15 protein-coding genes are annotated in these 16,804 nt (G+C 40.1%); 5 read left to right on the forward strand and 10 right to left on the reverse strand.

The window, feature by feature from the left end:
* Nucleotides 1–10: 10 nt before the first annotated feature.
* The 7 genes from V7K30_RS18535 to V7K30_RS18565 all read right to left on the reverse strand — a co-directional run bounded on the left by V7K30_RS18535 (nt 11) and on the right by V7K30_RS18565 (nt 8,697).
* On the reverse strand, nt 11–901 hold the full coding sequence (locus V7K30_RS18535; protein ID WP_335001686.1) for an Npun_R2821/Npun_R2822 family protein: 891 nt from the start codon (nt 899–901) through the stop codon (nt 11–13).
* A 3-nt stretch (nt 902–904) separates the two neighbouring features.
* A complete protein-coding gene (locus tag V7K30_RS18540; RefSeq protein ID WP_335001688.1) occupies nt 905–1,885 on the reverse strand; it encodes an Npun_R2821/Npun_R2822 family protein in 981 nt (326 codons plus the stop codon).
* Between the two features lie 3 nt (nt 1,886–1,888).
* Nucleotides 1,889–2,848: a glycosyltransferase family 10 domain-containing protein gene (locus V7K30_RS18545; RefSeq protein ID WP_335001690.1), complete on the reverse strand. Its 960-nt coding sequence runs from the start codon at nt 2,846–2,848 to the stop codon at nt 1,889–1,891.
* A gap of 62 nt (nt 2,849–2,910) precedes the next feature.
* Complete coding sequence (locus tag V7K30_RS18550) at nt 2,911–4,122, reverse strand: glycosyltransferase family 4 protein (RefSeq protein ID WP_335001818.1); 1,212 nt, start codon at nt 4,120–4,122, stop codon at nt 2,911–2,913.
* On the reverse strand, nt 4,112–6,376 hold the full coding sequence (locus V7K30_RS18555; protein WP_335001692.1) for an ABC transporter ATP-binding protein: 2,265 nt from the start codon (nt 6,374–6,376) through the stop codon (nt 4,112–4,114). The genes V7K30_RS18550 and V7K30_RS18555 overlap by 11 nt, the downstream gene beginning before the upstream one ends.
* A 293-nt stretch (nt 6,377–6,669) precedes the next feature.
* Nucleotides 6,670–7,833, reverse strand: a complete 1,164-nt coding sequence (locus tag V7K30_RS18560) for a glycosyltransferase family 4 protein (protein WP_335001693.1) — start codon at nt 7,831–7,833, stop codon at nt 6,670–6,672.
* Between the two features lie 21 nt (nt 7,834–7,854).
* Nucleotides 7,855–8,697, reverse strand: coding sequence for a hypothetical protein (locus V7K30_RS18565; protein WP_335001694.1), 843 nt, complete (start codon nt 8,695–8,697; stop codon nt 7,855–7,857).
* Nucleotides 8,698–9,104: 407 nt separating this feature from the next.
* Between V7K30_RS18565 and gloB the strand changes: the two genes are divergently transcribed.
* The 4 genes from gloB (at nt 9,105) to V7K30_RS18585 (ending at nt 14,350) form a co-directional block, all read left to right on the forward strand.
* Nucleotides 9,105–9,878, forward strand: coding sequence for a hydroxyacylglutathione hydrolase (gene gloB / locus V7K30_RS18570; RefSeq protein ID WP_335001696.1), 774 nt, complete (start codon nt 9,105–9,107; stop codon nt 9,876–9,878).
* Between the two features lie 242 nt (nt 9,879–10,120).
* On the forward strand, nt 10,121–10,579 hold the full coding sequence (gene rplI / locus V7K30_RS18575) for a 50S ribosomal protein L9 (protein ID WP_335001698.1): 459 nt from the start codon (nt 10,121–10,123) through the stop codon (nt 10,577–10,579).
* A 173-nt stretch (nt 10,580–10,752) separates the two neighbouring features.
* On the forward strand, nt 10,753–13,584 hold the full coding sequence (dnaB, locus tag V7K30_RS18580; protein WP_335001700.1) for a replicative DNA helicase: 2,832 nt from the start codon (nt 10,753–10,755) through the stop codon (nt 13,582–13,584).
* A 247-nt stretch (nt 13,585–13,831) separates the two neighbouring features.
* On the forward strand, nt 13,832–14,350 hold the full coding sequence (locus tag V7K30_RS18585) for an alpha-ketoglutarate-dependent dioxygenase AlkB (protein ID WP_335001702.1): 519 nt from the start codon (nt 13,832–13,834) through the stop codon (nt 14,348–14,350).
* Nucleotides 14,351–14,528: 178 nt separating this feature from the next.
* On the opposite strand, the gene V7K30_RS18590 is transcribed toward V7K30_RS18585, so the two are convergent.
* Both V7K30_RS18590 and V7K30_RS18595 read right to left on the reverse strand, forming a co-directional pair.
* On the reverse strand, nt 14,529–15,050 hold the full coding sequence (locus tag V7K30_RS18590; RefSeq protein ID WP_335001704.1) for an FKBP-type peptidyl-prolyl cis-trans isomerase: 522 nt from the start codon (nt 15,048–15,050) through the stop codon (nt 14,529–14,531).
* 78 nt (nt 15,051–15,128) lie between these two features.
* Nucleotides 15,129–15,452, reverse strand: a complete 324-nt coding sequence (locus V7K30_RS18595; protein ID WP_334944437.1) for a phasin family protein — start codon at nt 15,450–15,452, stop codon at nt 15,129–15,131.
* A 136-nt stretch (nt 15,453–15,588) separates the two neighbouring features.
* Between V7K30_RS18595 and V7K30_RS18600 the strand changes: the two genes are divergently transcribed.
* On the forward strand, nt 15,589–15,897 hold the full coding sequence (locus V7K30_RS18600) for a TIGR03792 family protein (protein WP_335001706.1): 309 nt from the start codon (nt 15,589–15,591) through the stop codon (nt 15,895–15,897).
* A gap of 74 nt (nt 15,898–15,971) precedes the next feature.
* On the opposite strand, the gene V7K30_RS18605 is transcribed toward V7K30_RS18600, so the two are convergent.
* Complete coding sequence (locus V7K30_RS18605) at nt 15,972–16,382, reverse strand: 2TM domain-containing protein (protein ID WP_335001707.1); 411 nt, start codon at nt 16,380–16,382, stop codon at nt 15,972–15,974.
* Nucleotides 16,383–16,804 lie beyond the last annotated feature (422 nt).

Consider the following 16,804-nt stretch of genomic DNA (forward strand, 5'->3'; position numbering starts at 1 on the left):
ACTCCTAATATTAAGTGCGGGCAGCAACAAAGGGAAAGAAACGGCGGGTTAGTTTGGGGATGAAGGCGAATTTCCCCTCATGAAGATAGCGATAGTGTTCCCACAATTGCCAATAGGGACTACCAGTTTTCATCCGCGTACCAGCCCAGTGGAGATATTTTAGTCGTTGTCCTCGGTCATAGAGGGCGTAGTCTTGCTGTTGAAAATTTTGTGAACCTGCCCAACTACCAGGCCCTCCCCCAGGAATTTTGACGAGATTTCCACGCTTGGAAATTAGTTTGAGAACAAGATAATTCAGAATGGGTTGGTCTGTAACTCCTTCAGAAAAATCGAAATATTCACGATGGGCTGCACACTCGCGCAAAGCTTCCTCCATCTGTTGTTCGCTAATAACTCCTTTTCTCGAAGCCCAAAAGCCGCTATTGAAAACATCTTGAAGTTGGGCATCGGAAAAAATTTGCTGCTCTTTCACAAATGGGGAAAAGATATTTCGCAGCTTCTCATTGGCATGATGGTAATCACAACAGAAGAAATCAACTTCTGAAAGTTTGTCTAAATTGTCGGCGATTTTTTCAAAAACGACAATATCCGTATCAATATAAATAAACTCATCTAAAGGGCCAAACCACGCCACCAGTTTACGCATTTTGTTGGGTAAGGCGAGAAAATCTCTATCAAAAATTTCTCCGATGCGTTTGGTAAATTTATCAATAAGTTCTAAATCTGGAAAAATTTGGACGTTGTGTAAGCTAGCAAGCTGCTCTGCTACTTTGTGATAATTGTCATTAAAAGGTATGAGATAAATGGTTACTCCTGGGTCATAGTAACGAATGCTATTGAGTAAAGCAATAGCATTATCGATAACGCGGTCATTGGCAACTATATAAATGCCCCTACTCATAAATTATCCTTGGTTAATTAACTTAAGTTTTCGCAAAGCTCTTGTAAATAAATTTGGTGTGGGAGCGTCATTATAACTCTTAGGAGGATTTTGAAAAACTGGACGCTTCTCTGGTTCGTGTAGGTAACGATAATAGAGAAACAAATCTCGATAGGGAAACTCAATATTTTCTCCAGCACAGACTGCTTGATTGATATTAGGAGGAATACCAATGTAATGAAGGTAAGTTAGTCGATTGCCTTTGTCATAAAGAAGATGTTCTCGTTCCTCGAAGTGCTTCGATGTGGCAGAACATCCTGTTTTTTCATTATCTGGCAGTTGCCGAGCAAAGTTATAAATAGAAAGATTAGACCTCATTACCATATAGTTAATCAGTGGTTGTTCACCAGCACCACCATACAAAATTTCTGCCTCACCATTTTGTAAATAGGATATCAGCCAATCTCTTTGTTCTGAGTTAAATATTCCCCGTTTTGCGCCATAGAAGCCTGAGCAAAATATTTCGGAATCAATGCGCTTTTGCTCGAAAAGTTCTAATAATTTTGGAGAATTAACATTGTATATTTTACTAACGTCTTTAAATTGGAAATCGTAGACAACAAAATCATAACTATCTAGCTTTTCAAACACTGTCGCGAGAGAGTTCATTACCAAAGTGTCTGCATCTAAATAGATAAACTTCTCGAATGGCCCATCAAAAGCGCAAAAACGACGGTGAGCGCCATAAAGACGGGATTTACTACGATTCAATCGTTCTGGTGCTGCTGCCAGCATAAATTGATCCCAGCGGTTGATTGATTCTTGATTATCGTAAATAAATACATTAGGCCGTTTAGCTATTTCATTAGCAATTCGCTGTGTCTGATCATCAAAAGGATAGATACAAACAGGAGTTTCCGAACCCAAGATAACATCAATACTGTTGAGCAAAGCCACCAGTTGATCGAAAACATAATCATTGCCAAGGGTACAAATACCATTCATAATTTATGAGTGTTGATCAACAAAGTTTGACAACCAGTTAAGCAGGTTTAATTTGTGTAAGATGATTTGACGTGCTTCTGCGATCGCATCTTTGGCAGCATACCAAGCATCAGGTGTAGCTGTCACTTCTTGGATGTAGGCAATGCCTTTTTCATCTAAACTAGGCAATCTTAAAAAACTACCCGGTGGTAATAATTTATCAGCAGCTGGGCCGCCATAGTAAATTGGCAGACACCAAGCAAGCAAACTATCCCAAAGTTTTTCACTCACATACCAATTATTGTCAGCATAGTTTTCAATTGCCAGATTGTAATAGTATGGTGCCATGCCATACCACTTATTACCCAGTTCTCCCGACTTTTTAGCCCATTGTGGTAAGTTACGCCCATACAAATCAAACTTAATCTCACTAGATTGTAGTGACTGCAAAAAGTCTAAACGCTGGCGATGGTTGGCTGTGCGGCTAATTCCTGAAGTAATCCAACTACATGGGGCAACCTTTTGGGGCGGTGGCATTTGATTTAAATCTTGAAATGAATTTGAGTGATACCAAATAGCAGGCATATAGTCGGGAGTGGGAGCAAAATCATCAGGGCCAGAAACGTAGCCAGAATACTTCTGGGCTTGTTGGTAATTATGATTAGTTATTTCTACAATTTCATCTAAAGGCGGTTCTCTTAGTAAATAAATAATCCGCTCTTTGTTGACACCACGCATTAGAGAATCAACATTTACTACTGATTTTTGCTGGCGTTTGCGAAAACTATCTAACCAAGATTTTTGTGGTGATGCTTGGGGAAAATCAAATTGATACATCAGCAGAAAATCTGGTTTTGCTGCTAGTGCCTGCATTTGCATATTGCCCCAAGTTCCAAATTGATTTGGGGTTTGTTGCCATAACCAATCGGCTCTGGTTTCTAAACCTCGATAGCTGCTAATCATACCTACAGTTTTGATAGTCATTTTAGTTATTAATCAGTTATTATTTTTCATGATTTATTTTCCCTAATCTCAACCATTTTGCCTTACACAATAAGGTGAGGTAGCAGAGATTCATCAACATAACTAAGGATTTTTGCCGCTCGATTTTCCCAAGAAAACTGCTTGACAAACTCGATACTATCTGGATAACCTTCTATCTTTCTAGGATGAGTTTCTAAAACCCGCTTCAGACTTTCGGCAAATTTGCTGGGGTTATCTGGCTCACACCAAGCAGTAATAGACTGAGTATCTTGAAACTCAACTAATGAAGGAATTTCCGTCGAGACGATGGGAGTTCCAGAGGCGAAGTAGTCAAATAGCTTTAAGGGAGATGTGAAAGTTGCCGCTTTTCCCGAACAATGAGGGTGAGCTAAAACATCGGCTGCTTGTAGCAAAGATGCTAACTCATTATGCAAGACATAGCCCAAAAATTTAATATTATGAACCTGTTTTTCTTTTACCAATTGCTGATAGGATTCGACTTCTGGTGGCTTACCACCTGCACAGACAAATTGCACATTAGGCATTTCTTTAGCCACATCAATTAGTAGATCAATACCTTTAAATTGCTGTAACGCTCCCGCATAAACTACCAATTTTTGGCTTTCATCTCGCAATAGTTTTTTACGCCATTCTGCTGCTTTTTCTGGTTGTCTCTGCATAAACAAGCGATTAAAACCGTTGTGCAGCTTAATCACTTTTTCTGGTGGCATCCCATTTTTAATCATGCTTTCGCGGATGGTGTCTACAACGGTGACAGCAATTTGCAACAGCGGATTTGTAACAATTTCTGGCTCAAATGGCTTGTCTTCGTGGTGGTGGTGTTCATAAATTGCCGGAATGCCATTTTTGATAGCAGCTTTTACAAAATTCCAGTTACGACTGTGGACAAGTTTAGTAGTTGGAAGGATGTGAAATGGTAAATAATACTTGCTGGCAATGGTGTTAGAGTCAGTAAATTTGCTCCGAAAATGGTCAATCGGCCAAGGCATCGGTAAGGGAGCAACTTTTAACTTGTCGTGGAGGTTGTAATATTTAATAAGTTCTGTTGGTGTTTTTCTCGGTTGAAAAGGACGAGCTAGATTAGCTAGATTAATCGCTTTTGCTCCTTTGTCAGGGTATACCAAAACTGTTGAGTATCCCAAGTTGGCGGCGGCGTTAGCTGCATTTGTAGACTGCACTAGGTGAGCTTCTGGCTGCGGCAACTCTTCACTGATAAAAAAAATGTAATGTTTTTTTAAAGGATTATTTTTCATAACTTTCGACATTAATACTATTCTCAAATTTTTCTAAATTATCGAGTAGATATATAGCAGATTCATAACTTTCAGTGATTAATCCATTTTGTTCTTCTGTGGTAGATATCAAATTATCAGCTAGAGAGCGGAGAGAGCTAAGGATGAGGTTAAGAGAAGTCCGAAACTCAACGGCGATATGATTAAAGGTTTGATAATGGTTACTGATAACATTCTGATTTTGGTCAGAAATTGAGAGAATCTGTCCCTTTATTTGTAAGTTAATAACATCTTCAAAAACATCAATGGTGTTGAGAATTCTCCAAGCTGATTTGTAAGAGTCTTCAATTAATTCGTGCCGTTCTTGGGAATCGTCTACCAAATCATCAAGTAATAAATGTAGGAACCCAATCATCGAGTTCAACTGTGTCCGAATTTCGTGAGAGATGCGGAGCAAGCTTTGATTGTGTTTAGTAGGAGTTTTAGGACGTTCCGCAAATTGCATTGAGTACAAACGTGAGTAGTAACCACCCTTTTTTAAAAGTTCTTCATGGGTTCCCACTTCTACCACCTGTCCTTGATCTAACACGGCTATTTGATTGGCTTTTTGGACTGTGGAAAGGCGGTGAGCAATTACAAGGGTGGTGCGATCGCGACTCAAATCATCGAGTGCAGATTGTACTAAGCGTTCGGAAACGGTATCTAAAGCGCTGGTAGCTTCATCTAGAATCAAAATTTCGGGATTTTGGAGGAGGGCGCGGGCGATCGCTAATCTTTGCCTTTGTCCACCAGATAACATGACGCCGCGATCGCCAATCAAGCTGTCAAATTCCTGAGGCAATTTGCTAATAAACTCATAGGCATTTGCCCGCTTGGCCGCTGTAATAATTTCATCCTCAGTAGCTTCTGGTCGCCCATAGGCGATGTTATTTCGCACCGAGTCATTAAAAAGAAAGGTATCTTGACTGACAATTCCCATTCGCTTTCGCAGGGATATCACATCGAACTCCCGCAAATCGGTGTTGTCAATGGTAATACTGCCAGCGATCGGGTCATAGAATCTGGGCAAAAGGTCTGCCAAAGTGGATTTACCAGCACCAGAACCGCCTACTAATGCTAAGGTGGTGCCACGCGGTAAATATAAATTCACATCTTTGAGTACCAATTTCTCATGACCAGGGTACGCAAAGCAAAGAGAATTAAAAGACACGCCCTCTTCTAATTTTGTGTAGGGAAGCTTACCTTTGCCCATGAATGGCTTATCGTGCAGGCTTAAAAACTCATTCGTCACATCCACACTGGCGGCGGTACTGGCAAAGTTGCTGCGAATAGTATTGAGCTGAGAAATCAATGGTAGCACTCGCAGCAGCACTAATAAATATGTCAGGAGTACGGTAGAAAGAGAAGAAACCTGGTCAGCAAAGAAGGTTTTGCTCAAAAGTACAATCAGCAGTAAAGCTGTAATACCCATTACCTCACTCAGAGGTGTAATCACTTCCGAATTAACCTGAGATTGAAAATCTGCTGTTTCGCGATCGCGAATTAATTTTTTAATCCGTTGATATTCTTTTTCTTCATTTCCCGTCGCCTTTACCAATCTAATTCCGTTCAGGGTTTCCAGCACAGAGATTGAGTATGCTTTAGACATCTCACTAAGCTGCTTTCCAAAATTTTTAGACCGGGAAATGGCATACTGATTTATTAACGTCACCAACGACAGCAAAAGCGTAGCAGCAATTGTTAACTGCCAAGAAATTGACAGCAATAAAGCGACAAAAACTAAAATCGTGATTACTAGGATAGCTATCTTGACTGTACTACCTATAGCACTTGCAGCCCGGCCAATTTCTCCACCAAGACGGTTGATTAAATCACCAACCTTCGTCTTTGCATAATAATCTATATCAATTTCTAGTAATAGCCTTAAACCGGTTTCGCGCATATCCGATGTCAGCTTTCTGGTTAAAGAACTCGATGCTAAGGAGCTAGCATAAGTAGCTAAGTTCTTTAAAAGAATTGTGAATATAATCGCCCCAGCCATTACTACTATCCGGTAATTTTCTGGAGTATTATCAAAGGGAGATATCAACCTTTTTAGGATAGGAGGGGCAGTACTTAAATCTACTTCTTGCCCCACAATTTTTAAAACAACTGGCACAATTAAAGCTGTGCTGATCCCATTAAATAAAGCTCCAGAAAATCCTAACAATATTGTCAGCAGAATCAAACCTGGATAGGGTTTAGCAAATCTTAGTAGTAGTTTTCTGGTAGACATTGGGTATTTTTAAGCCACTTTCACTTATTAATATTATTCACAAATTACTTGCCAATTTTGCTAATCATCAAATAAATCAAACTAAATAATCTTCATGTCTCAACTCCGTTAAAATATAGTTACATCCCGACAACACCAGCTTCTAGATATTTTGCCAGATTGAATACCAGAACCGATTTGGCACAATGAGGGAATGAAAATCTCTTTTTCAATGCCCAATAACGCCACTTGCTTTAAGCTGGGGAAGCCGTCCAACGCAGTGGCTCCCCCATACCCCACCGCCCAATCAAGATTTACAACCGAGAAATTACCGACTTGAGCACAGAAGCCATCGCCTCTATGCTATAGTGTTCCACACATCTTTTTCTTGCCTTGATACCTTGCTGGTTTGCTGACTCTAAATTCTGAAAAATCAATTGAATTTGTTCAGCAATCTGTTCAGGACAAGCAGGCTCGACTAAATAACCAGTATCACCTAAAATTTTGGGAATATCTCCAACGCGCGTTGATAATACAGGTTTAGCCATTGCCATTCCATCTGTCAACTTCAGGGGAAATTGAGCACGAGTTTCTGGGGTATCTCGCTGGGGAACGACTACAATGTGAGCCGCCGCTACCAAATCAGGCATAATATCAGCTGGATACTTTGGTAATTTGATAATCCAGCGTCCCCACTTTTGTTGAAGTTGCTGATCATAATCATCATAAGGACTGCCACCTACAATCACTAGTCTTAAGTCTGGCTGATTAATTTTATCTAGCGCTATAAGAACATCTTCTAGACCTTTATACGGTCTTGGCGCACCAGGAAACATTAAAATACGATATTCAGATAAACCATAACGATTTCTGCTGGACTCAGCATCATATCGAGCGGGATCAAATAAAGAAGTATCCTTACCATTAGGAACAAATGTACCGCCAAAACGCTGCTGCAAAAATTTAGTATGCACCGTCACAGCATCAGCGCTACTGACCAAACCTTCCATCCATTTCACGTACAAAGGATGATAAGGATTCCTGAGTGCGCCGTCTGGTTTCAACAATTCCCTAGCTAATTGTTTAGGTGTGGGACGATAATGCCAGTCATCGCCACCGTACCAACTTAGTTCCCAATCATCTATGTCTAAAATTAACGGTTTTCGGCTAAATATTTTATTTAGTAGGGCAACTCCAAAACTCGCTATTTGTGGTTTGATAGCATAAATTATATCTCCATTAATTTTTGGTAAAAATTTGCTGATTTCTCCAAAAAACTCCGGAAAATTTTTGCCTGGTAAATTATAAACATTTAATTCTGATGGTAAATTTCGATATAAGTTATTTCCAAATAAAAACCCCATAATTTCAACTTCATATTCTAAATTCCTGAGGGCTGTTGCTATCAAGTATGCACGCAAAATAGCTGCGCTTGATAAATCTGAAACCAACAGCGATATCTTGGAAAATTTTTTCACTATTTTTGCTGATACTTATTTTTATTTAGTGCGCCAAGGATTTGTAACTTGATTCGGTAAAAATACTTTAGCGAATCTGTCAAAAACCCTTGTATATAAGGAACGACTAACATTTTTAGCGTATTGAGGTCGATAAGGATAGGTACAGTGAAGAACTTTAATTTGATCCTGAATATTATAAGCATCCTGCCACTTACTGAGATAATTATAAGTAGGTGGCAGTATTTTCATGTGAGGGCGTACAGATGCGATCGCAGAGGCAAAAGCCCCTTGGTCTTTTAAAAGTAATTTATCTTGGTTGTTTTTGACAATCTCAAAATAACGTTGAAATTCGTCAAAAAATACCTTGGTGACTTCTGTTTTCCGAAAAGCCATAAAACCGCCATTATACTGCACACTATCTGCTTGCAATGGCAACCCTACTGATTGCAGAATTTGCAAAACATTTGGCAAAAGGTCTTCTTGTTTACCACGTAATAAATTTGTAGCCTTAACAATAGAAGGTTGGACATCTTCAGTTAATAAAAACTCATATTCATCTAAATAATCAAATACATCATTGATATCCGAAAGTAAACAAATATCTGAATCTAAGTAAATCGTTTTATCAAACTCAGAAGTCGCATATAAAGCCAGTTTTGCTTGCCGTGATGCTAAAACAGTATTTTCATTTGCAGGAACCGGCTTTAAAATTACATTTTTGAACGCCTTTAGCAAGGGATAGAGTACTGTTGGAACTTGGTCAATTAAAATAATGACCGGCTCCTGATGAAACTTTCTAATTGCCGCCAAAAAATGAATACAATCTTGAAAAGGGTAAAGTCCAGTTAAAATTGTAATAAATCCTCTAGTTTCGGTTGACATAAATCAAATTAACAATTGTTGTTTACTTTGAAAATTAGATATGTATTTATTCTCAAAACATCTTACTCTAGTTTTAGTTATAGTCAAATCTGATAGAGTAGAGATAAGCAAAACATGAACTTAACGATTTGTTATTTTTAATAAAAAAAATAATACAATAAATCTAACTTTGTATTTGTAGCTATTCCCAGAGAAATTACACTGATAAATTCATCTTAAGTTGACTTATCTTAAGTATAATTACCGTGTAAACACGGTTGTATAATATCATAGTTAATATTCCAGTATAGCTATAATGAACAAAGTATAAATACTTGATATAGCTTGTGGAGGTAGCACTATTATTCACTGGAATGTAGGATTGCTACTCAATACCAAAGATTTATGTTGTAAGGGAGGCAAAGGTAATGCAGGTAATCTGTCTGGAAGCACTCTCAGACAACTACATATTCTTGTTACACGACTACAAACAAAATATCGCCGCTGTTGTCGATCCAGCAGAGTCTCAACCAGTATTAAAGAAACTGGCAGAATTAAAAGCTGAGTTGGTAGCAATTTTCAACACGCACCACCATAACGATCATGTGGGTGGTAATAAGCAATTAATCGAACAATTCCCCCAACTGATAGTTTATGGAGGAGCCGAGGATCGTGGGAGAATTCCCGGACAGCAGGTGTTTTTGCAACAAGGCGATCGCGTCCAGTTTGCAAACCGCATAGCTGAAGTTGTCTTCGTTCCCGGACATACCCGCGCTCACATCGTTTACTACTTTCCCCCTGAAAAAGCTGGTGAGACAGGCGATTTATTTTGCGGCGATACTTTATTTTCTGGCGGTTGCGGTCGCTTGTTTGAAGGAACACCGACCCAAATGGTGGACTCTTTAAGCAAGCTGCGCTCTCTACCCGATGATACACGCGTCTGGTGTGCCCATGAATACACCTTAAAAAATCTGCAATTTGCTCTAACTGTGGATGGCGACAACGCCGACTTACAAAGGCGCTTCAATGAAGTGAAAGCTTATCGTAGTCGAGGAGAAGCTACCATCCCCTCGCTGCTGGGAGTGGAGAAGCGAACCAATCCCTTTTTACGTTGGGATCAGCCATCATTACAATTAACCGTTAAGAGTAGCGATTCAGTGCAAACCTTTGCGCGGATACGGGAAATGAGAAATAATTTTTAGGCATTGGGCATTGGGAAAGAGGCAGAGGGGCAGGGAGCAGAGGGGAAAACTGTTCTCCTTTAGTCCCCAGTCCCTGCATTCCTTCAATTTTCTAGCACTAATAGTTGCGATCGCACCCTTCCTTTCGCTACGATCTGTAAGCTTTAGGGTATAGGCAAAGAAGCTTGGAATACAGCACTGACATTGTGAGCTATCCTACCCAAACCCAAATTAATCAGATTTTACAGGAAAAACGAAAAACGATGGCGAAACGCATACAGTTAGTTTTAAATCAGGATATCAGCAAGCTGGGCAAATCTGGCGACTTAGTGGAAGTAGCTCCTGGCTACGCTCGTAATTATCTGATTCCCCAGAAATTGGCAACCAATGCCACTCCTGGTATTCTTAAGCAAGTAGAACGCCGTCGCGAGCAAGAGCGTCAACGGCAATTAGAACTCAGACAACAAGCTCTTGAGCAAAAAGAATCTTTAGAAAAAGTTGGCAGCTTGACAATTGCCAAGCCAGTTGGTGAAAACGAAGCAATTTTCGGTACTATCACCAGCCAAGATGTTGCAGACGCAATTAAGGCAGCCACCGGTCAAGAAGTCGATCGGCGTGGTATCACCATCCCCGATATTAACCACCTTGGTACTTATCAAGCCGAAATCAAGCTGCATTCTGAAGTAGCGGCGCAAGTCGATATTCAAGTCGTCGCTAGCTAACTGCAAAGAAGGAGTCAGGAGACAGGAGGGGAAATAGGGGAAATGAGGGAGCAGGGGAAGCAGGGGAAGCAGGGGAAGCAGAAGTGAATAACAACTCTTAACTCCTAACTCCTAACTCCTAATTCCTAACTCCTAACTCCCGACTAGCTTTCATCTCAAAACTAAAATCGTTTATGGCTGAAGAACTGAGTTTTCAAGGTGATGGTAGCGATCGCCTCCCACCACAAAATATTGAGGCGGAAGAAGCGATTTTGGGTGGTATTTTACTAGATCCAGAAGCGATTAGTCGAGTTAGCGATCGCCTCCTTCCAGAAGCTTTTTACATTAGCGCTCACAAAGATATTTATCAAGCAGCTGTGAGGCTCCACGCCCAAGGTAAAGCCACAGACTTGCTCTCAGTCACAAGTTGGCTGACTGACCATGAGATGCTTGCCCGCATTGGTGGCAGAAATAAGTTAGCAACTCTGGTAGACCGCACAGTGTCAGCCGTGAACATCGATGCCTTAGCAGGGTTAGTCATGGACAAATACCTGCGGCGGCGCTTAATTAAAGCTGGCAATGAAATTGTACATCTTGGTTACGAGACAGAAACCGAATTACCAACTGTTTTAGATCAGGCAGAACAGAAAGTATTCGGCGTTACTCAAGAGCGTCCCCAATCGGGTTTAGTTCACATTTCTGATACTCTAATTAATAATTTCCAGGATATTGAGGATCGAAATCAAGGCATCGCCTTACCTGGGATTCCCTGCGGATTTTACGATTTAGATGCCATGACCAGCGGCTTTCAACGTTCTGATTTGATTATTGTCGCTGGTCGGCCATCAATGGGGAAATGCCTCAGCTTTGATTCACAAATAGTTTTGGCAGATGGACAAATTACCACAATTGAAGAATTATATAATCAACGTCATGGCTCATTATTGACGTTAAACAAGGACTGGAAATTTACCTTTACTCAACCCTGTGCATTTGTAGATGATGGTATCAAACCAGTTTTTCGGGTAACAACTCGCTTAGGTAGGTCTATTGAAACTACAATCACTCACCCATATTTGACTATTAAAGGCTGGCAAAAATTAGAAAATCTGACAGTTGGTGATAAGATTGCTGTTCCGCGAAAAATAAATGTATTTGGCACAGAAACCATCCGTGAGTGCAAAATAAAGTTATTAGCATACTTAATTGGCGATGGTGGCTTAACTAACAGCACTCCCCGATTTACAAATAGTAATCCGTTATTGCAAGCAGAATTTTCTCAAGCAACTGCTGATTTTGTTGGTTTAAAAATTCGGTGGGAAAATTCTCAAGGTACACGCACACCATCACTTTGTGTACGTGGAGATTTGGAATTTATTGCTATTCAAAGACAGATTTTTGCTGAAAGTTTTAAACTAAAGATTCAATCGCAGTCATTGACAGGAAAAGAAATAAGTCAATTAGTTGGAGTCAGCCCTACTTTGCTTTGCGCTTGGAAGCAAGGAGAGTGTGTACCAAATTCACAAACTTTTGAAATATTATCCGAAATTTTACAATTAGAGTCAGAAGACTTTATATCTCATAGATTTGCCTGCATGAGCAAATCCCGGAAGAATTCGCTGACACTTTGGTTACAAGAATTAGGTTTGTGGGGCAAAAATGCTCATGATAAAACTATCCCAAACATCGTTTTTAAATTAGAGCGATCGCAAGTATCTTTATTCCTTAACCGTCTCTTTGCTACTGATGGATGGGCTACCCTACTTACTAGCGGTCAATCACAGTTAGGCTATGGAACAGTCAGTGAGAAACTAGCAAGACAAATCCAACATCTTTTATTAAGATTTGGCATCATTGCCTCTCTTAAAAAGCGTTCTGTAAAATATAATAACACCCGCCGACCAGCGTGGCAATTAGATATTACTGATGCCTTGTCTATCAAAACTTTTATATCAGAAATAGGTATCTTTGGCAAAGAAGAAGCATTAGCAAAAGTTGCAGATGCAATATCTCAAAAGCGATATCAAACTAATCGTGACTTGATACCTGTAGAAATTTGGGAACAAATAGCAGCAGCAAAAGGTAATGAAACTTGGAGCAGTTTAGCTAGACGTGCAGGTATTCAAGCCTATACAAATATGCATGTTGGTAAACGTGCGCTACTGCGAGAAAGACTTTGGATATTAGGCACAGCTTTAGATAATTTGCCACTTCAGGAGTTAGCAACCAGCGATGTATATTGGGATGAAATTGTTTCTATTGAGTCCGTAGGTAATAAGCAAGTCTATGACTTGACAATTCCAGAAACACACAATTTTGTTGCTAATGATATCTGTGTCCACAATACAGCATTTTGCTTGAATCTTGCTCATAACATCGCCGCTTCTTATAAATTACCAGTTGCTATTTTCAGCTTGGAAATGTCAAAAGAGCAACTGACGCAACGGCTATTAGCTAGTGAGGCGCAAATTGAAAGTAGTTATCTGCGGACTGGACGCCTCAGTCAAACACAGTGGGAACCTTTAAGCCGTGCTATTGGTATCCTTTCTGAGATGCCGATTTATATTGACGACACGCCGAATATTACAGTTACACAAATGCGTAGTCAGGCAAGAAGACTGCAAGCTGAACAAGGAACTGAACTAGGTTTGATTGTAATAGATTACTTGCAATTGATGGAAGGAGCAGGTGATAATCGAGTTCAAGAATTATCAAAAATTACGCGTCAACTTAAAGGTTTAGCGCGTGAATTATCTGTACCAGTTATTGCTTTATCTCAGTTGAGTCGAGGGGTAGAAGCACGCACTAATAAGCGTCCGATGTTGTCAGATTTGCGTGAAAGTGGCTCGATTGAACAAGATGCAGATTTAGTAATAATGTTGTACCGCGATGAATATTACTCTCCAGATACTCCCGATCGCGGGATTGCAGAAGTGATTATAGCTAAACACCGTAACGGGCCTACAGGGACTGCGAAACTTTTGTTCAATCCACAGTTTACAAAGTTTCAAAATTTAAAAATTTAGCCAGACCAAATAATTATTTAAATCAATACCTTTCTGAAAAATAGAGGTAGTCTAGCTTTTGCCGAAATAGCCCAACACAAGAGCGTGCAATACTCTTAGACAAAGATTATAGTGTAGATTATTCAGAATATTTAATCGAGGGCTTGTTGATTAAACCATTAGGCTGGATAGAATGGGAAATAACTGCGGCAGAATTTTACATTGATGATTTAAAAGATTAAACCGTAACAAGATTTTTATTTGAGCAATGAACGAGCCTGATTTACTCATTAATGATGTATTTTTGCCGAATAGTCATTTTCTATTTGATAGTCTTATATCCATAATTAACTGGGATGAGCGTATACGGGCACGAAAAACAGCTAGCTTTGGTTCACCATATAACTACTCAAACATTTCTTACGAATCATGCCCGATGCTGAATGAGTTACTTCCTATTATTGATAGGCTTGAAAAACACTTTGGGTTTCGACCGAACAACTGTTTAGTCAATTATTACACAAATGGTAACTCAACAATGGGATTTCACTCCGACTCAATTGATGAACTCATGGACAATATTGGTATCTCTATTATTTCGTTAGGGGCTGAAAGAATAATTACATTTCAGAATAAACAAGACAAAAGCATTGAACATAGTTACTTACTCAAAAGTGGTTCTCTACTTTTTATGCCTCAGAAGACGCAGCAACACTGGAAGCATGGAATTCTCAAGCAACCAGAAACATTCGGGCGTATCAGTCTGACGTTTAGGTTGTTGGTATAGTCGCGGCAGTGTGATCAAAGTTACAGATCCTTTATCTCATGTTTTCTAGCTGTACTTCTGCCCCATCTGTACTCTGAAATACCTAATTTATTTGATAGGGCATTGAGAACAGAGAAAATAGAAACTTCTTTTAATAATTCCCTCTTGTCCCCATTCCCCATGCCCCATGCCCCAATCCCTACTTAACTCCCAGCAATTCCACATCAAACAGCAGGGTGGCATTAGGTGGAATCACACCACCAGCACCACGAGCGCCATAACCTAACTCTGGGGGGATGATTAACTGACGACGACCGCCTACTTTCATAGTGCTAAGTCCTTCGTCCCAACCTTTGATTACTTGTCCGACGCCAATTTTAAAGCTGAAGGGTTGACCGCGATCGCGTGAACTATCAAACTGAGTACCATTTTCTAGAGTGCCGACATAGTGAACTTCAACCGTTTGTCCAGGTTGAGGAGTCGCCCCAGTCCCCTCTTTTAATTCGACATACTTTAATCCAGAGGGGGTAGTTACGGCATTAGCATCAGACATAGTATTACTCGCAATTAAGATATTGTTTTCAGTTACAGCTGTGGGGGCTGCCGGCGTTTGGGTTAACTGGGCAGCAATGGCAGTATTCTGTTTACTGCCTACTTGCCCCACAATCAACAGCACAACACACACCAGCATGAACGCCACGCTGAGGAAAATTGGTTTCAAAATCAGTTCTCCTTACTTAGGTATCCTGGCAAAAACATTACCAACAGGACACAATTAGTTTAAATCACAAAGGACATTCTAACGCCAAAGCTTATTTTCCAAATCGCGCAGTTGACGCTCTAAACGGTCAATTCTACCACGCAGTTCGTCCACTTCCGACTGGCGAGCTACCCCCAAATCCTGCATCATATTTCGCATTTGCCGTTGCATTTGGACATCGAAATTTCCCTGTTCCGACTTTAACTGCTGGGCAATATCATCTATTACCGCCTTGGCTTGCTCAGGATTGAGCTTACCGTCTTTAACTAAATCATCGCCGACTTGGCGCAGTTTTTCTGCTACTAAAGATGTTGTGCCAAGACCCACCATCATTAGCTGTTGCAACCAGTTGTTGCTGTCCATACTCCCCTTCCTCTTACTTATTTCAAACCAGCCGACCCTTGCTCCTGAGTGTAGGCAATCAAGCTATGCTAAAAGCGTAGTTATTCTAGCCTACAGCTCTATTTTGGCAAATTAGCAAACACAGGGTTCAAAGGGCGTGGTTATAGAACTCCTCAAGTTTAAGGTTGCCCTGGATTTAGGGGAAGATTTTATCCAGAAGGACGCACAAATTTGGACAACAGCGCCGGCTGAGTATCCTGGATTTCTCGGTAAAGAGGTTTGGATTAGCCCCAATCACCATACAGAAGTTATCCCGATCATTCTTTGGGCAACGCGGGAACAGTGGAAAGCCTTACCCCAAGCAGATTTGCCGACTATTGAATCCAAATTCATCCCAGCACTCGGAGAATCCTATTCAATAGTGGAGTCAGCAGAGTATCAAGTACGGAAATTTCCCCATTTGTAGGTGAAAGATTACTCCCAACTCGTAGGGCTGCATAGCTGTGCGTTGGTGTCTCCATTTTTCAAAGTCAGGAGAAGTTAAATTTGTGTGCGCCATTTCTGAAAGGCTATCTCGTAATCCTCTGTTTTAGTCTGATAAACACTCCACCAATGAAAAAATAGTCCTAACCCCCATCCTAATACTGGGAAGATAGCCCAAAAATAACTAGGACTAGTTATTAAATTCAATATAATGAGGAATAAATTCACCGCTATAAAGGAAACAAAGTGTCCCCAAAAGGCTCTGCTTCGGAAAGTATTAAATGTCCGTCGCGAACGTTCCTCTTCTTGTTGAGCTAACCACTTTTGTTCAGTTGTTTCCAAAATATTAGAAGAAATGCCTAAATCAGATGCCATTTCTAGAAGCTGTTCTCGTGAAAATTCACCTTCCTGTTTTCGAGTCAGTGCTATTTGAAGGATTTGTTCCACATCTTGGGAATCGTAAGTCATTTTAATTACCTTATAAATTTGTGTGTAAATGCGCTTTTAATTTCACGAAGTTTTCGATAGGCTTCGTTCAATTCAGTTAGCGAACGCCTCCACATTTTGCACCCACTACTTAGTGACATTCACAACTTTATTATTTTCTCACAATCGATTTAGGGCTACTGTATTTGTCAATACCTCTATATTGCTGTTAGGACATTAATCCAAACATTATCTGAAAGTTGAATGCTAGTAGTGTCAGAAAATATTGACAATTGTAGAGGTAAAGTTATCGCTTTTGAAAGCGTTTTTGATATTAATTAAAAACCCCGGTATTTGCATCGAATTTGGATGTAATAGACACATCAATTTTAGATAAATAGTTCCAAAACCTTGCCTCGTCTAGATTTTAGTTTGTGTAATCTGACGATCCCCACTCTCTCGAT

The organism is Nostoc sp., from assembly GCF_036917655.1.
Classification (GTDB): Bacteria; Cyanobacteriota; Cyanobacteriia; order Cyanobacteriales; family Nostocaceae; genus Nostoc.